General features: G+C 67.9%; 14 protein-coding genes and 1 pseudogene. 12 read left to right on the top strand and 3 right to left on the bottom strand.

All coding sequences use genetic code 11. The features are described 5' to 3' along the window. Positions 1-9: 9 nt before the first annotated feature. The 3 genes and pseudogenes from ASD67_RS24000 to ASD67_RS08530 form a co-directional block, all read right to left on the bottom strand. Entirely contained in the window at positions 10-1,050 is a 1,041-nt protein-coding gene (locus tag ASD67_RS24000) for an ATP-binding cassette domain-containing protein (RefSeq protein ID WP_443028030.1), read from the bottom strand. Positions 1,051-1,170: 120 nt separating this feature from the next. Further along, a pseudogene (locus ASD67_RS23995) lies at positions 1,171-1,515 on the bottom strand (ATP-binding cassette domain-containing protein); the annotation flags it as partial. Positions 1,516-1,759: 244 nt separating this feature from the next. Next, positions 1,760-2,476 carry a hypothetical protein gene (locus tag ASD67_RS08530; RefSeq protein ID WP_156377618.1) on the bottom strand — a complete coding sequence of 239 codons (717 nt, stop codon included), beginning with the start codon at positions 2,474-2,476 and terminating at the stop codon, positions 1,760-1,762. Positions 2,477-2,576: 100 nt separating this feature from the next. Between ASD67_RS08530 and ASD67_RS08525 the strand changes: the two genes are divergently transcribed. The 12 genes from ASD67_RS08525 to ASD67_RS08470 all read left to right on the top strand — a co-directional run bounded on the left by ASD67_RS08525 (position 2,577) and on the right by ASD67_RS08470 (position 14,137). After that, the gene (locus tag ASD67_RS08525) at positions 2,577-3,152 is read left to right on the top strand and encodes a GbsR/MarR family transcriptional regulator (protein ID WP_056345943.1); all 576 of its coding nucleotides are present in this window, start codon (positions 2,577-2,579) and stop codon (positions 3,150-3,152) included. A 10-nt stretch (positions 3,153-3,162) separates the two neighbouring features. After that, on the top strand, positions 3,163-3,834 hold the full coding sequence (locus ASD67_RS08520) for a DUF4166 domain-containing protein (RefSeq protein WP_082544918.1): 672 nt from the start codon (positions 3,163-3,165) through the stop codon (positions 3,832-3,834). Next, positions 3,827-4,225 (top strand): thiol-disulfide oxidoreductase DCC family protein, encoded by a 399-nt coding sequence (locus ASD67_RS08515; RefSeq protein ID WP_056345942.1) that lies wholly within the window; start codon positions 3,827-3,829, stop codon positions 4,223-4,225. Before ASD67_RS08520 ends, ASD67_RS08515 begins: the two co-directional genes overlap by 8 nt. Positions 4,226-4,235: 10 nt before the next feature. Continuing rightward, entirely contained in the window at positions 4,236-5,900 is a 1,665-nt protein-coding gene (locus tag ASD67_RS08510) for an SDR family oxidoreductase (RefSeq protein WP_056345938.1), read from the top strand. 75 nt (positions 5,901-5,975) lie between these two features. After that, a complete protein-coding gene (locus ASD67_RS08505; protein ID WP_056345936.1) occupies positions 5,976-8,138 on the top strand; it encodes a prolyl oligopeptidase family serine peptidase in 2,163 nt (720 codons plus the stop codon). Beyond that, positions 8,114-9,229, top strand: a complete 1,116-nt coding sequence (locus ASD67_RS08500; protein ID WP_156377617.1) for a hypothetical protein — start codon at positions 8,114-8,116, stop codon at positions 9,227-9,229. The genes ASD67_RS08505 and ASD67_RS08500 overlap by 25 nt, the downstream gene beginning before the upstream one ends. Before the next feature lies 1 nt (position 9,230). Further along, positions 9,231-9,719: a GAF domain-containing protein gene (locus ASD67_RS08495; RefSeq protein ID WP_056345932.1), complete on the top strand. Its 489-nt coding sequence runs from the start codon at positions 9,231-9,233 to the stop codon at positions 9,717-9,719. A 130-nt stretch (positions 9,720-9,849) separates the two neighbouring features. After that, on the top strand, positions 9,850-10,737 hold the full coding sequence (locus tag ASD67_RS08490; protein WP_056345930.1) for a glycine zipper 2TM domain-containing protein: 888 nt from the start codon (positions 9,850-9,852) through the stop codon (positions 10,735-10,737). Between the two features lie 179 nt (positions 10,738-10,916). Continuing rightward, positions 10,917-11,447, top strand: coding sequence for a hypothetical protein (locus tag ASD67_RS08485; RefSeq protein ID WP_056345928.1), 531 nt, complete (start codon positions 10,917-10,919; stop codon positions 11,445-11,447). Positions 11,448-11,641: 194 nt separating this feature from the next. Then, positions 11,642-12,190, top strand: coding sequence for a hypothetical protein (locus ASD67_RS08480; protein ID WP_056345927.1), 549 nt, complete (start codon positions 11,642-11,644; stop codon positions 12,188-12,190). A 67-nt stretch (positions 12,191-12,257) separates the two neighbouring features. After that, a complete protein-coding gene (locus tag ASD67_RS08475) occupies positions 12,258-13,580 on the top strand; it encodes a M20/M25/M40 family metallo-hydrolase (protein ID WP_056345925.1) in 1,323 nt (440 codons plus the stop codon). Between the two features lie 110 nt (positions 13,581-13,690). After that, positions 13,691-14,137, top strand: coding sequence for a PilZ domain-containing protein (locus ASD67_RS08470; RefSeq protein ID WP_056345921.1), 447 nt, complete (start codon positions 13,691-13,693; stop codon positions 14,135-14,137). The last annotated feature ends 70 nt before the right edge of the window (positions 14,138-14,207 follow it).

Genomic DNA, 14,207 nt, shown 5'->3' with positions numbered 1-14,207 from the left:
GCTTCGTCGCTACGCTCCTCGCAATGACGGGTCGGGCAACTCCACCCGCCGCGTCACCCCGATCGCGTCCAGGAATGGCGCGTCGTGGCTGACCACGAGCAGCGCGCCGTCATAGGCTGCGAGCCCCGCCTCGACCGCTTCGAGCGAGTCGATATCGAGATGGTTGGTCGGCTCGTCGAGGATCAGCAGTTGCGGCGGCTGCGGCGCGCCGAGCGTGCAAGCCAGCCCGGCGCGCAGCATCTGGCCGCCGCTCAGCGTGCCGACGACCTGTAGCGCCGCATCGGCACGAAAGCGGAATCGCGCGAGCGCGGCGCGGCAGGCGTTTTCGTCGGTTTCCGGATGCAGGCGGCGAAAATTGTCGCGGATCGATTGTGCCGGGTCGAGCAGCGACACCGTCTGATCGAGCATCGCATGCTCGGCAATCACCCGCACCCGCCCCGCCCATGGCTGTAACTGGCCGGTGAGCAGCGCGAGCAGCGTCGTCTTGCCCGAGCCATTGGGGCCGGTGATCGCGACGCGTTCGGGGCCGACCATGGTGAAGGACAGGGTTTCGATCACCGGTTCGCCGGACGCATAGCCCGTAGTGGCATCCGCGACGTCGACGACAAGGCGGTTCGCCGCGAGGCCGCTGGGCGCGATGGCGACGGTGAACGGCTGAAGCACCTCGACGCGGCTTCGCGCAGCGGCCAGCGCGTCGCCGGCTTCGTCGCGCTTGCGGGCCGCCAGCCTTGCACCCGCACCGCCGCTGCCCTCGGCGCGGTCCTTCATCGCGCCGAGCAGGATGCGCGGCATGTCGCCCTTCGCGGCTTTCTTGCGCCCGCCCTTGTCCTTGCGCGCCTTGCGCTCGCTCGCCGCCTGCACCTCGCGCGCGACCTCGACCGATCGGCGCTCGGCGTCGGCGAGGCCCTGCTCGGCCTGCGCGAGCTCTGCGGCCTTGCGCGCACGATAGGCGCTCCAGTTGCCGCCGTAGCGCGCCGCACCGAGCGACGTGAGTTCGACGGTCGCGTCCATTTCCTCGAGCAGTTCGCGGTCGTGGCTGACGACGATCATCCCGCCGCGCCAATCGGCGACCAAGTCGATCACCGCCTGCCGCCCGTCGCGGTCGAGATTGTTGGTCGGTTCGTCGAGCAGCAGGAAATCGGGTTCGGCGAGGATCGCGGCGGCGAGCGCGGCGCGGGTGCGCTGGCCGCCCGACAGGCGGGCTAGCGCGGTATCGGGCGTCGCGGCGAGTCCGACGCGGGCGAGCGCTACTTCGATCCGGCTTTCGAGCGTCCAGTCGGCGTCGGCGAGTTCGTCGGCCGTCGCGGTGCCCGCCTCGGCACGTGCGAGCAGCGCCAGCGCGTCGGTCACCCCGAACAGATCGGCGATCCGCGCGCCGGGTTGCGGCTGGACGGTCTGGTGGAGCATCGCGAGCGTGCCTGCGACACGCACGCCGCCTGCTCGCGGCTCGATCTCGCCCGCAATCAGGCGCAGCAGCGTCGTCTTGCCGACGCCGTTGCGCCCGACGAGCCCCGTCCGCTCGGCGGCGAAGCCGAGGTCGAGGCCGGTGAACAGCGGCTGGGCGTCAGGGGTGGTGTAGTGAAGATTCGAGAGGGTGATCGTGGCGGGCATGGACTTCATCCTGCAAGGCAAGGCTTTGGGGCGATGGCTTGGCCGGGAAATCCATGGCGGCTTACTCTTCCTTCGAAATCAGGCGATCATGATAGGCCGCGCGGGCCGCCGCCGCAACCCACGCGCCGGGCGATCGATCGCCTGGCCTTCAATAGGGCGCCTCGCCCGCCGCGACCGCGTCGCGCTTGCGCCGCAGCGAACCGCGCAATTCGTCCACGGGCAGGCTCGCGGCGATCCGATTGGCTTCGTCGATCAGCGCCTGGTCCCTGGTCATCCAGCCATGGTCGTAAAGCGCCTCGGCGAGCAGCACTTTTTCGAACCAGTCGTCGGGGATCGCCTTCACGCGGTAGCGGTTCGCCTGCACCCGCATCGCCGACCATTCGGCGAGCCGCGGATCGTCGAAACGCAGCCCATGGTCGAACAACTGTCCGGCGGCGCCGCGAAATTCATAATGATCGCCATCGCCGCCGCGCGCCGCGAGCGCCGGGCCGAGCAGCCGCACGGTCTCGTCGAGCCAGGCGATTTCCTGTTGCTGACCCGCGACATCGCCATAGTCGGGATCATTGTGCTGCGCGGCATAAAAGGCGCCAATGGCCTGCAATTCGCGCAGCTTCAGGCTCGTCTCGGGGTCCGAGGCAAAGCGCACCGCCGATGCCTTGGCGCGCGCCTCGATCTGGATAAAGGCGTCGCGGATCGCGTCCTTTTGCGTGCTATAGTCGAGGTCGAACGCATCGGAGACCATCTGCCCGATCGCCTCGATCTCGGCTTCGCCCGCCGCGCTCTCTACCTGCATCGCCATCGCGTTCGGCGCCGCCGCGCCAACCGTTCCCGCCACCAGCAAAGCCGCCGCCATCCCTGTCCGCATAAAAGCTCCACCTTCCGGAGCGACCCCGCACCCCGTCTAGCCGCGTTCCCGCCCTCACGGCAATATTGACATCGTTCCTGTTTCGACTATTATTTCTGTCATGACAGAAATAATCGAACATGAGTCGAAACTGTCCCCCGCGGCGACCGAGTTCATCCTCCATTGGGGCAATCTCGGCGGGCAATGGGGGGTCAACCGGTCGGTCGCGCAGATCCACGCGCTGCTCTTCGTCAGCGACCGGCCGCTGCACGCCGAGGAGATCGCCGACCTGCTGGGTCTCGCACGCTCGAACGTCTCCAATTCGATCAAGGAGCTGCTCGGCTGGCGGCTGATCAGCCGCGTGCCGGTGCTCGGCGACCGGCGCGATCATTTCGCCGCCGAAACCGACATCTGGGAAATGGTGACGCGCATCGCTGCCGGGCGCAAGGCGCGCGAGGTCGATCCGGCCGAGGCGGCGCTGAAAGCCTGCGTCGCGCGCGCGGCAAACGACCCCGGCCTGAGCGACGGCGCGAAGGCGCGGCTTTCCGACATGCTCGATTTCGTGACGACGATGTCGCGCTGGCACGACGAGATGCTGGCGGTGCCGAAGCCGGCGCTGATGCGGCTGATCAAGCTGGGCGCCGGCGTGACCAAGCTGATCAATTGGCGGCCCGGCATGGGCAAAGAGGCCAAGTAGGAGACGGACGATGTGGGGCGGTGCGCAGCGCGAACGGATCGAAACGGCCCCCGCCCCGTCGGTACGCGACGACGACGCGCTCTACGACTATAGCTTCCGCCGCCTCGTCCCCCGCGCCGACTGGGACGCGCTGCCAGGCGACGTCCGCCGCCGCTTCTCCAAGCGCCTCACCGGCCAGACTGTCGCGGCCTATAGCGGCGAGATCGTCTGGACGCACCTCTCTGGCGCCGGCTGGCTGCTCGCGCAGGTCTGCCGCCTGATCGGCGCGCCGCTCCCCCTCGCCGCCAGCGGCCCCGCCCCGGCGGCGGTCGCGGTGAGCGAGGACCGCCGCAGCGGCGGGCAATATTGGACGCGACTCTACGGCCGAAAGGCGGGCCACCCGCAGGTGATCCACAGCGCCAAGAGCTTCGCCGGGCCGACGGGGCTGGAGGAGCATATCGGGCGCGGTTTCGGCATGGCGCTGACCGTGCGCGCCGAGGCCGATGCGCTGATCTTCACCTCCGACCATTATTTCTGGCAGCTGGGACAGCTGCGGCTGCGCCTCCCCCGCTGGGTCACGCCCGGCGAGACGATGGTCACGCACCAGCATCTCGGCAGCGGGCGCTTTGCTTTCGACCTCAAGGTGACGCACGCGCTGCTCGGCGAACTGGTTAACCAGCACGGATTGTTCCGCGATGGCTGATGGCCCGGTCATCCTGTTCGACGCCGAATGCGTCCTTTGCTCGGCCAATGCGCAGTTCGTGCTGCGCCACGACAGGGCGGGGCATTTCCGGCTGGCGTCGATCCAGGGGGAAAAAGGCGCCGCGCTCGCCCGCGCGCACGGCCTCGACCCCGCTGACCCGGTGAGCATGCTGGTGGTCGCGGGCGATCATGTGCGCCGCGACAGCGACGCGGTACTCTCAATCTATGAAGCGCTCGGCCTGCCCTGGCGGCTAATGGGTCTCTTCCGGCTGATCCCGGCAGCGCTCCGCGATCCCGTCTATCGCTGGGTCGCCCGCAATCGGTACCGCCTGTTCGGCAAACGCGAAACCTGCTGGGTTGCCCCGCCCGAGCATCGCGCCCGCATCCTGTGAAAGACGTCCCATGAAAATCCTGATCCTCGGCGGCTATGGCGTCTTCGGCGGACGCCTCGCCGAATTGCTCGCCGATTGCGCCGATCTCGACCTGCTGATCGCCGGGCGCGACCGCCAGCGCGCCGAGGGTTTTTGTGCGGCCTATCGTGGGCAGGCGCGCGTCATCCCGCTCCAGCTCGACCGCCGCGACATTGCGGACGCCCTCACCGTGCAGCAGCCCGATCTCGTCGTCGACGCCTCGGGGCCGTTCCAGGATTATGGCGCCGACGGCTATCGCGTGATCGAAGCCTGCATCGCCGCCGGGGTCGACTATCTCGATTTCGCCGACGGCGCCGATTTCGTTTTCGGAGTGAGCCGCTTCGACGCGGCGGCGAAGGCCGCAGGGGTGTTCGTCCTGTCGGGGGTCAGCAGCTTTCCCGCGCTCACCGCCGCGGTGCTGCGCGACATGGCGAAAACGATGGAGATCCGCACCGTCGACGGCGGCATCGCCCCGTCGCCTTACGCCGGGATCGGGCTCAACGTCATGCGCGCGGTGGTGGGTTACGCCGGCGCACCGGTGAAGCTGCGGCGCGCTGGCAAGGACGGACACGGCACCGGCCTCGCCGAAAGCCTGCGCTTCACCGTCGCCGTCCCCGGCCGCCTGCCGCTGCGCAATATCCATTTCTCGCTCGTCGACGTCCCCGACCTCCAAGTCCTCCCCCCCGCTTATCCGGCGCTGACCGACATCTGGATGGGCGCGGGGCCGGTGCCCGAAATCCTGCACCGCATATTGAACCTGCTCGCGAAAGCGCGTTCGACGCTGCGCCTGCCCTCGCTCGAACCCTTGTCGCGGCTTTTCTATTGGGTCCTCAACCGGATGAAGTTTGGCGAACATCGCGGCGGCATGTTCATCCGCGCCCGCGGGCAAGCGGACGGCGTGCCGGTCGAACGCAGCTGGCACCTGCTCGCGGAGGGCGACGACGGCCCCTACATTCCGTCGATGGCGATCGAGGCGATCGTCCGCAAGCTGCTGGCCGGGATACGCCCCGAGCCGGGCGCACGCTCGTCGATCGACGCGCTCGACCTCGCCGATTTCGAGGCGCTGTTCGCACCGCGCTCGATCCACACCGGCTTTCGCGCCGACGAACCCGACGCGCCCTTCTATCGTCGCATCCTCGGCTCGGCGTTCGACGCCTTGCCGCCCCGCGTCCGCGAACTCCATGCGAGCGAGGCCGCGCGCCGATGGCGCGGCGTGGCCGAAGTCCGCCGCGGCAAAAGTCCGCTCGCGCGGCTCGCCGCCGCGATCATCGGCTTTCCCAAGGCAGCGGACGCGGTGCCGGTGACCGTGACTTTCACCCCCGAAGCCAAGGGTGAGCGCTGGACGCGCGACTTCGGCGGACGGCGCTTTACCTCGCTGCAATATGCGGGAAGCGGGAAAAATGCCTTTCTGCTCGTCGAACGCTTCGGCCCTGCCGCCTTTGCGATGGCGCTCGTCGTCGACGGCGACCGGATGCGGCTCGTGCCGCGCCGCTGGTCGCTGCTCGGCGTGCCGATGCCGCGTTTCCTGATGCCCGGCGGGCCGAGCTTCGAGACCGACGCCGACGGCAAGTTCGAGTTCAATGTCGAAATCCGCCTGCCCCTGGCCGGGCTGATCGTGGCGTATCGAGGCACGCTTGAACCGGTCCTCCCAGCCTGAATCCGCTTGCCCCCCGCTTTTGCATCCTTACATTGGCACGCACGATAATTTCCCAAACCAAGAGGTCGCCTTGCCATGTCCCGTAAAGCCGTCACCGCGCCGCTGGCGCTGGTCGCCCTGTTCATGACCCCCGCCGCCGCACAGGCCGCCGGCGACGCCGCGAGCGCGACCACCCCTGCCGCGCTGACCTATCCCGACAGCGAGCGCGGCACGACGGTCGATCCGCAGTTCGGGGTCGACGTCGCCGACCCCTATCGCTGGCTGGAGGACGACGTCCGCGTCAACCCAAAGGTCGCGGCGTGGGTCGCCGATCAGAACAAGGTCACCGACGCCTATTTGGACACGCTGCCCGGCCGCGACGCGTTCAAGGCGCGGATGACCGAACTCTATAATTACGAACGCTTCGGCCTGCCGCGCAAGGCGGGCACCCGCTATTTCTACACCCGCAACGACGGGCTGCAGCCGCAGTCGGTGCTGTTCGTGCGCGAAGGGCTGAAGGGCGAGGGCCGCGTCCTGATCGACCCCAATGGCTGGGCCAAGGACGGCGCGACCGCGCTCGCCGAATGGACCCCGTCGGAGGACGGCAAGAACCTGCTCTATTCGGTGCAGGACGGCGGCACCGACTGGCGCATCGTCCGGGTGATGGATGTCGCCACCGGCAAGGATTTGCCCGACGAAGTGCGCTGGGTGAAATTTTCGTCGCTCGACTGGGCGAAGGACGGCAGCGGCTTTTATTATTCGCGCTTCCCCGAACCCGCCGAGGGCGCAGCGTTCCAGTCGCTCAACGAAAATCACACCGTCTATTTCCATCGGCTCGGCACCCCGCAGAGCGAAGACGTGCTGATCCACGCGACCCCCGACAAGCCCAAGCTCAACAACAGCGCGGTGGTCAGCGACGACGGCAAATATCTGATCGTTATCGGCTCCGAGGGCACCGACGAACGCTATGGGCTGACGCTCTATCCGATCGGGCCCAAGGGCGCGGGCAAGCCGGTGTCGCTGGTGAGCGATTTCGCGAACAATTGGGAATATGTGACCAACGAGGGGCCGCGCTTCACCTTCCTCACCAACAAGGGCGCACCGCGCCAGCGGCTGGTGTCGATGGATATTAGGAAGCCCGCGGCGCTGACCCAGCTCGTCGGCGAACAGGCGGGCACGCTGGTCGGCGCCTCGCGCGTCGGCAACCGCATCATCCTGTCCTACCTCGGCGATGCCAAGTCGGAGGCGCGAATGGTCGCGCTCGACGGCAAGCCGGTCGCCAATATCAACCTCGCCGATATCGGGTCGGCGTCGGGCTTTGGCGGCAAGTCGGCCGACCCCGAAACCTTCTACAGCTTCTCCAGCTATGCCCGGCCGACGACCATCTATCGGCTCGACACCCAGACGGGCAAAAGCGAGATTTTCGCCGAGCCTAAGCTGACCTTCAATCCGCAGGATTTCAGCGTCGAACAGCGTTTCTATACGTCGAAGGACGGCACCAAGGTGCCGATGTTCCTGGTGATGAAGAAGGGCCTCGACCGCAGCAAGGGCTCGCCGACGCTGCTCTACGGCTATGGCGGCTTCAATGTGTCGATGACCCCGGGCTTCTCGCCCACCCGCCTCGCCTGGGTCGACAAGGGCGGCGTGCTCGCGATCGCGAACCTGCGCGGCGGCGGCGAATATGGCAAGGCGTGGCACGACGCCGGCCGCCTAGACAAGAAACAGAATGTCTTCGACGATTTCATCGGCGCGGGCGAATATCTGATCGCGCAAGGGATCACCGGCAAGGGCCAGCTGGCGATCGAGGGCGGATCGAACGGCGGGCTGCTCGTCGGCGCGGTGACCAACCAGCGCCCCGACCTGATCGCCGCGGCGCTGCCTGCGGTCGGCGTGATGGACATGCTGCGCTTCGACCGCTTCACCGCCGGGCGCTATTGGGTCGACGATTATGGCTATCCGTCGAAGGAGGCCGATTTCAAGACCCTTCTCGGTTACTCGCCCTATCATAATATCAAGGACGGCACGGCCTATCCGGCGGTGCTGGTGACCACCGCCGACACCGACGACCGCGTGGTTCCGGGGCACAGCTTCAAATATACCGCCGCGCTCCAGCACGCCCATGCCGGCGACAAGCCGCACCTGATCCGCATCGAAACGCGCGCCGGCCACGGATCGGGCAAGCCGACCGACAAGATCATCGCCGAAGCCGCCGACAAATATGCCTTTGCCGCCAAATGGACCGGGCTGAGCGTCCAGTAAGGCGCTGGCCCTGGATCGCCGCCGCCGTCCTGCTGGGGCTGGTGGCGGCGGTCTGGGCTGTCCTGCCCGACGGGAAAGCGGCGCGCGTCGAACGCCACGCGGCGTGCGGCGACCTCGCCGGCCTGCCGCGTGTCGAGCGCCTGGCCGACGGGCGAAGCGCGATGCGGCTGCGCGTGCTGCAGTGGAACGTCGAGGGCTTGCCCTGGCCGATCCGTAGCGGGCGCAAAGAAAAACTGGCGCACATTGCCGACTGGATCGCGAAACGCCGCGCCGCGGGCCTCGGCCCCGACATATTGATCCTGCACAAGGCCTTCACGCCCGAAGCCTCGCGCATCGCCGTCGCGGCCGGGTTCCGCACGATCCTTCCCGGCCCGGCACGCGATCAGCGGCGCGAACTCGCCGCGGCGCCGCCGCCCGCGGGCTATGCCGACGCCGCGCGCTGGTGGAAGGGCGAACATGTCGGCAAATGGCTCGATGGCGGACTCTATGTCGCGACCGACCTTCCCGCCATGGGCGTCGTCAGCACGGCCTTCGGGCGCGACAGTTGCGCCGGATATGATTGCCTGTCGAACAAGGGCGCCCAGTTCCTCGCCCTCCCCCTGCCCGGCGCGCCCGAACCGCTCGCGATCTTCAACACCCATCGCAATTCGCGCGAACCCGCCAAGGTCGGGATCGCGCGCGCCGAGACCGCGCATATGTTGCAGACGAAGGAAAACGACGCTTTCCTGACCGGGTTCGCGGCATCCGATACGGCGATGATCGCGGCCGGCGATTTCAACAACTATCGCGCCGGCGACCGCAGCGGACGCTTCGCCGCCGATCCGGCCTTCCGGCTGGTCGGGAAGGGCGCAGGCTTTGCCGCCCGCCCGGCGCCGATGACCGACCACGCGGCATGGAAACAGGCCTATGACCTGATCGGGTATCGCAGCAACGACCGGCTACGCGTCGAACCGCTTTCGGTCGCGACCCTGTTCGACGGCAAACATGGCCCTCGCCTTTCGGACCATGACGCCCAATATATCGTCTTTCGCATCAGCTGGCGCAGCGACGCTCAGCCGCTCGCCCCTCCCCCCTGCTTCAAAGGGAAATGACATGTCCTTCGCCTTCGCCCCGACCGCCACCACCGCCGACGCCCAATGGGCCGAAACCGCCGCCGCCGCCGAGGCGCTCGTTGCGGGCGAGCCCGACGGCATCGCCAATATGGCCAATGTCGCGGCGCTGATCTGGCAGGCGATCCCCGATTTGAACTGGGCGGGATTTTACCGTTTCGACGGGACCGAGCTGGTGCTCGGGCCGTTCCAGGGCAAGGCGGCGTGCATCCGCATCCCGCTCGACAAGGGCGTGTGCGGGGCCGCGGCGCGGCTGCGCGCGACCCAGCGCGTCGAGGATGTCCACGCCTTTCCCGGTCATATTGCGTGCGACGCCGACAGCCGCAGCGAGCTGGTGGTGCCGATCGTCGTCGGCGACCGGTTGATCGGAGTACTCGACCTCGACAGCCCCATCCCCAATCGCTTCACCGCCGACGATCAGGCCGGTGCCGAGTCGCTGGTCGCGCGCATTGCGGCGGCGCTTGCCGCCTGAATCTGACCCAAATCGGGACGAAATCGTCAAGGTAAACGGATTCGCGGAAAAGCCGCGATTTTGCTAACAAGCTGTTAACCAATCGCTGTTGCCGCCCCCGGCGACCGCTGTCGGAACAGGGAGTTAGACCATGCGCACCGCAATTCTTCTCGGGCTCGCCGCCGGATCGCTGCTGCTGGCGGGCCAGGCGCACGCCTTTGGCCATGATCCCGCACCGCGGCTCGACTATGGCGCGCCGTCGGCGCCCGACGCGCGCGTCTACACCGGTTATCCCGACCGCGTGCCGAGCGAAGTCGATTACCGCCAGGTCAACGGCACCTACGACGCCGAGGGGCGTTGGACGGGCACCTGGAACGGCACCTATGAAGCGCCCGACGGCCGCCGTTACGACGGCCGCTACGAAGGCACGGTCGAGGGTGCGGGCACCAGCTATGCGCCGCCGCCCGCTTACGATCCCTATTATGACGATCGTGGCCGCTATGACGGGTACGACGCGCGGTACGACGAGGAAATGGATCGCCGCTGTGGCCGGGGGGGCACGGTCGGCGGTGCGGTTGTCGGCGGCGTCGTGGGGGGCATCGCCGGCAATCGCATCGCGGGGCGCGGCAACCGGACCGAAGGCACGCTGATCGGTGGCGCGCTCGGCGCCGTCGCCGGCGGCGCGATCGGCAGCGACGCCGACCGCAAGCGCTGCGACGAGTGGCACAGCCGCCGCAGTTCCTATCAGCAGGGCGGCAGCACCTATCAGGGCGGGGGCTATCCGCCGCAGGGCTATTACGGCCAGGGCGGCACGACCGTCTATCAGCAGGGCGGCTACGGCTATCAGGGTTATGGCGCGCCCTATGGCTATTACACCCCGGGGGTCGTCGTGACGACGATCATCACCACCGGCGCGCCGGTCGTGACCGAGCGGGTCGAGACGACCACCCGCTCCTATTATGAAAATGTCCCGGTGCGGAAGCGCTATGTCGCCAAGAAGAAGTGGAAGCCCCGGCCGAAGCCGCGCTGCGCCTGCTGAACCACGGATAGGCAAGAGCAGAGGGCCCGCCTCCCGACAGGGACGGCGGGCCTTTTGCCGTCCGGCAACGTTTCGTCGTGCCCGAATACCGGTTCAGCGGCGCGAAAGCATCCTGGTCCTATTGCGCGACGATGGCGGACCGCGATGGGCGATGTCCGCGCGTGGGGAAGGAATCCTCGATGCGTAAGATTGCCAATATCGCCGCCGCCGCCGCGGTCGTCATCACCTCGGTCGGGCTGAGCGCCGTTCCCGCCGAAGCGCGCGGGCGCCACGGCGGCTGGGGCCATCGCGACCGCGACAACATCAGCACCGGCGAAGTGCTCGGCGGCCTGTTCGTCATCGGCGCGATCGCCGCGATCGCCAGCGCCGCGAGCAAGGACAAGGACCAGCGCCGCGAGCCGCGCTACGACCCGCCCTATCCGAACGACCAGTATCGCGAAGTGCCGCGCTACGAACCCGACACCGACAACGACGCATCCACCGGCGCCTATGGCCGCGGCGAGGCCGAGGCGCGCGCCGCCGACGCGTGCAGCTGGGCGGTCGAGGCCGAAATGGGCGACGATGCCCGCGTCGACCGGGTCGACGACACGGTGCCCAACAATGGCGGCTGGTACGTCACCGGCACCGCCTCGCACGCCAGCGGCGAGGTCCGCAGCTTCGGGTGCAGCTACAGCAACGGCCGGGTAGTCGACGTCAACTTCGGCGGCTGATCACCACCCACCGCGTTCGCAAAGGGCCGCGTCACCCAAGGGTGGCGCGGTCCTTTGCTTTTGAAGCTGAACCCCCGCTAAACCAAGTCTGAACCCCAGATAAGCGGCGGGTTCAGACCCGCGACACCCCCCTCCTTCTATACCGGCATCAACAGGCGGCGAACTCTGCCCCCTGCGTTGAAGGAGACCGAACCATGGCTATGACCAAATTGACCAAGGCCGCAGTTGGTGCGGCCACCGCCGGCGCAATGTTGCTCGGCAGCACCCCCGCGATGGCCCGCGACCGCGATCGCGATGGCGACGGGATCAGCGCGGGCGAAGTGATCGCCGGCGCCGTCGTCCTCGGCGGCCTCGCCGCGATCCTGTCGAGCGGCGGCAACGACCGTTACGACCGCGGCGACCGTTACGATGGACGCTACGACAACCGCGGCGGTGGTCGCTACGACAATGATGCGCGGTACGGATATGGCTATGACTATGGCCGCTATGGCAACAGCCGCAGCGCGGTGAACCAGTGCGTCAGCGCGGTCGAACGCGGCAGCCGCCGCTATGGCAACACCGACGTCACCCAGGTGACCAGCATCGATCGCAAGCGCGACGGCTACAAGGTCAAGGGACGCGTCGTCGTCCGCGACGGCTACGGCGGTCGCTGGGGCCGCGGCGGCTATTACGACCAGGGCAAGTTCAGCTGCGACATCCGTTATGGCCGCGTGCAGGACATCAAATTCTCGGGCCTGCGCTAAGCTCCTCAAGCCCCTCCCCTCCGGGGGAGGGGCTTTTCTTTGTCCGCGCCAAGCCGCATGAAGCGGCATGATCAAACACAGCCTGTTCGCCGCGCTGCTGCTGACCGCAGCCACCCCCGCCCTCGCGAAGGATGACACCCCTGCCGCCGACCCCGCGCGGCTGAAGGCCGATGTCGAGAAGCTCGTCGCCTTCGGCACCCGCCACACACTGTCATCGGCGACCGATCCGAAGCGCGGCATCGGCGCCGCGCGCAACTGGGGCGCCGCCGAGTTCGAGCGCATTTCCAAGACCTGCGGCGGCTGCCTGACGGTGTCGCGAATCAGCGACCGCTTCGAAGGCCCGCGCGCACCCGACGGGGTGATCGTCGAAAACATCCTCGCGATCCAGAAAGGCAGCGGCGATCCGGCGCATGTCATCATGATCGCGGGCCATATCGACAGCCGCGTCACCGACCCGATGAACTTCACCGCCGACGCCCCCGGCGCCAACGACGACGCGTCGGGCACCGCACTGGTGATCGAGGCGGCGCGGCTGCTGTCGAAGGACAAGCACCGCGCGACGATCGTCTATGCGCTGCTGTCGGGCGAGGAGCAGGGGCTGTGGGGCGGCAAGCTGCTCGCGCGGCACGCGCAGACCGAGAAGTGGCAGGTCGCGGCGATGCTTAACAACGACATCGTCGGCGGCACCCATGGGCTCGACGGCACGATCGTCGACGGCCGGGTGCGCGTGTTTAGCGAAGGCATCCGCGCGTCGGAGGATCTGGCGGCACAGCTCGCGCGGCGCGGCATCGGCGGCGAGGACGACGGCCCGTCGCGCGCGCTTGCCAAGGCGGCGATCCGGGCGGGCGAAGCGAACCCGGCGATCGGGCTGGAGGTGCTCGCGGTGCGCCGCCCCGACCGTTTTCGCCGCGGCGGCGATCATCTGCCATCGCTCGAACTCGGCTATCCGGCAATCCGCTTCACCGTCGGGGTCGAGGATTATGACCACCAGCACCAGGATCTGCGCACCGAGAACGGCCGCAAATATGGCGACACGGTCGACGAGATGGACTTCCCCTATCTCGCCCGCGTTACCGCGCTCAACGTCGCGCTGGCGCGCACCCTCGCCGACGCGCCGCCCGCTCCGGCCAGCGTCAGCATCGACGGCGCGGTGAGTTCGGACACGAAAGTCGCCTGGACGCCGGTCAAGGATGCGGCCGCCTATCGCATCCATTGGCGCCGCGCCGACAAAAGTGGCTGGACCGATTCGAAACTGGTTCAGGCCGACGCCGGCGGCGAAATCCTGCTCAAAGGCGTGCAGATCGACGACCATTTTTTCGGCGTGTCGGCGGTGTCGCCGGGCGGTGCCGAAAGCATCGTCACATTTGGCGGCCTGCCACCGCAAAAATAGGGTGAGCCGACGCCCGCGCTAGCCGATTATTTACCATCCCATGCTATAGGCAGCGATGGGACCAAAATCGCTGCCCGGAGTGGGATCCGGCGGCATGATTTGGGTCGCCCATGTCGCACGACGAGGAACAATCTGCTTCCGAAAGCGCCGAAAAACGGCAGCCGCGCCAGTCGCGGCTGGTGAAGGCCGCGCTCGAATCCGACCGGTTCGGCCGCTTCGACGTGACCGTGCGCAATGTGTCGCAGACCGGAATCGGCGGCCAGGCGCCGCATTGCCTGGCGCGCGGCGAACGGCTCACCGTCCATTTGCCGGGCCACAGGGCGATGATGGGGACGGTGCGCTGGGTCGTCGATCAGCGTTTCGGGATCGAAACCGACGAGGAAATCCGCCTCGACCAGCTGCGTGCGGCACACGGCGGCGGCGTCCCCTCGGCCGACCGCAGCGTCGAATTTCGTATCATCCCGCCGCCGAAGGACGTTGCGAAGCGCCCCGGCCTGTCGCTCGGCGCCGCATCGCCGGGCAATCCGTACATGAGCGACTGGCGCGCGCGGCGGTAACGCCCGTTTTCGGGCGGAAGGGGACATATAAATCCTCCCTGTGGCGAAGCCATGGGGAGGGGGACCGCCG

It is taken from the genome of Sphingopyxis sp. Root1497, from assembly GCF_001427085.1.
Lineage (GTDB): Bacteria > Pseudomonadota > Alphaproteobacteria > Sphingomonadales > Sphingomonadaceae > Sphingopyxis.
The sequence above is the reverse complement of the archived record's forward strand: the minus strand, read 5'-3'. Positions and strand labels throughout refer to the sequence as shown.

What these genes read in the sequence shown, in the direction of transcription:
- ASD67_RS08525 (WP_056345943.1), top strand. Translation starts at nt 2,577, where the DNA reads ATGACAGAAATAATCGAACATGAGTCGAAACTGTCCCCCGCGGCGACC.
- ASD67_RS08500 (WP_156377617.1), top strand. Translation starts at nt 8,114, where the DNA reads ATGGACCGGGCTGAGCGTCCAGTAAGGCGCTGGCCCTGGATCGCCGCC.
- ASD67_RS08485 (WP_056345928.1), top strand. Translation starts at nt 10,917, where the DNA reads ATGCGTAAGATTGCCAATATCGCCGCCGCCGCCGCGGTCGTCATCACC.
- ASD67_RS08530 (WP_156377618.1), bottom strand. Translation starts at nt 2,476, where the DNA reads ATGCGGACAGGGATGGCGGCGGCTTTGCTGGTGGCGGGAACGGTTGGC.
- ASD67_RS08495 (WP_056345932.1), top strand. Translation starts at nt 9,231, where the DNA reads ATGTCCTTCGCCTTCGCCCCGACCGCCACCACCGCCGACGCCCAATGG.
- ASD67_RS08515 (WP_056345942.1), top strand. Translation starts at nt 3,827, where the DNA reads ATGGCTGATGGCCCGGTCATCCTGTTCGACGCCGAATGCGTCCTTTGC.
- ASD67_RS08470 (WP_056345921.1), top strand. Translation starts at nt 13,691, where the DNA reads ATGTCGCACGACGAGGAACAATCTGCTTCCGAAAGCGCCGAAAAACGG.
- ASD67_RS08475 (WP_056345925.1), top strand. Translation starts at nt 12,258, where the DNA reads ATGATCAAACACAGCCTGTTCGCCGCGCTGCTGCTGACCGCAGCCACC.
- ASD67_RS08520 (WP_082544918.1), top strand. Translation starts at nt 3,163, where the DNA reads ATGTGGGGCGGTGCGCAGCGCGAACGGATCGAAACGGCCCCCGCCCCG.
- ASD67_RS08510 (WP_056345938.1), top strand. Translation starts at nt 4,236, where the DNA reads ATGAAAATCCTGATCCTCGGCGGCTATGGCGTCTTCGGCGGACGCCTC.
- ASD67_RS08505 (WP_056345936.1), top strand. Translation starts at nt 5,976, where the DNA reads ATGTCCCGTAAAGCCGTCACCGCGCCGCTGGCGCTGGTCGCCCTGTTC.
- ASD67_RS08490 (WP_056345930.1), top strand. Translation starts at nt 9,850, where the DNA reads ATGCGCACCGCAATTCTTCTCGGGCTCGCCGCCGGATCGCTGCTGCTG.
- ASD67_RS08480 (WP_056345927.1), top strand. Translation starts at nt 11,642, where the DNA reads ATGGCTATGACCAAATTGACCAAGGCCGCAGTTGGTGCGGCCACCGCC.
- ASD67_RS24000 (WP_443028030.1), bottom strand. Translation starts at nt 1,050, where the DNA reads ATGATCGTCGTCAGCCACGACCGCGAACTGCTCGAGGAAATGGACGCG.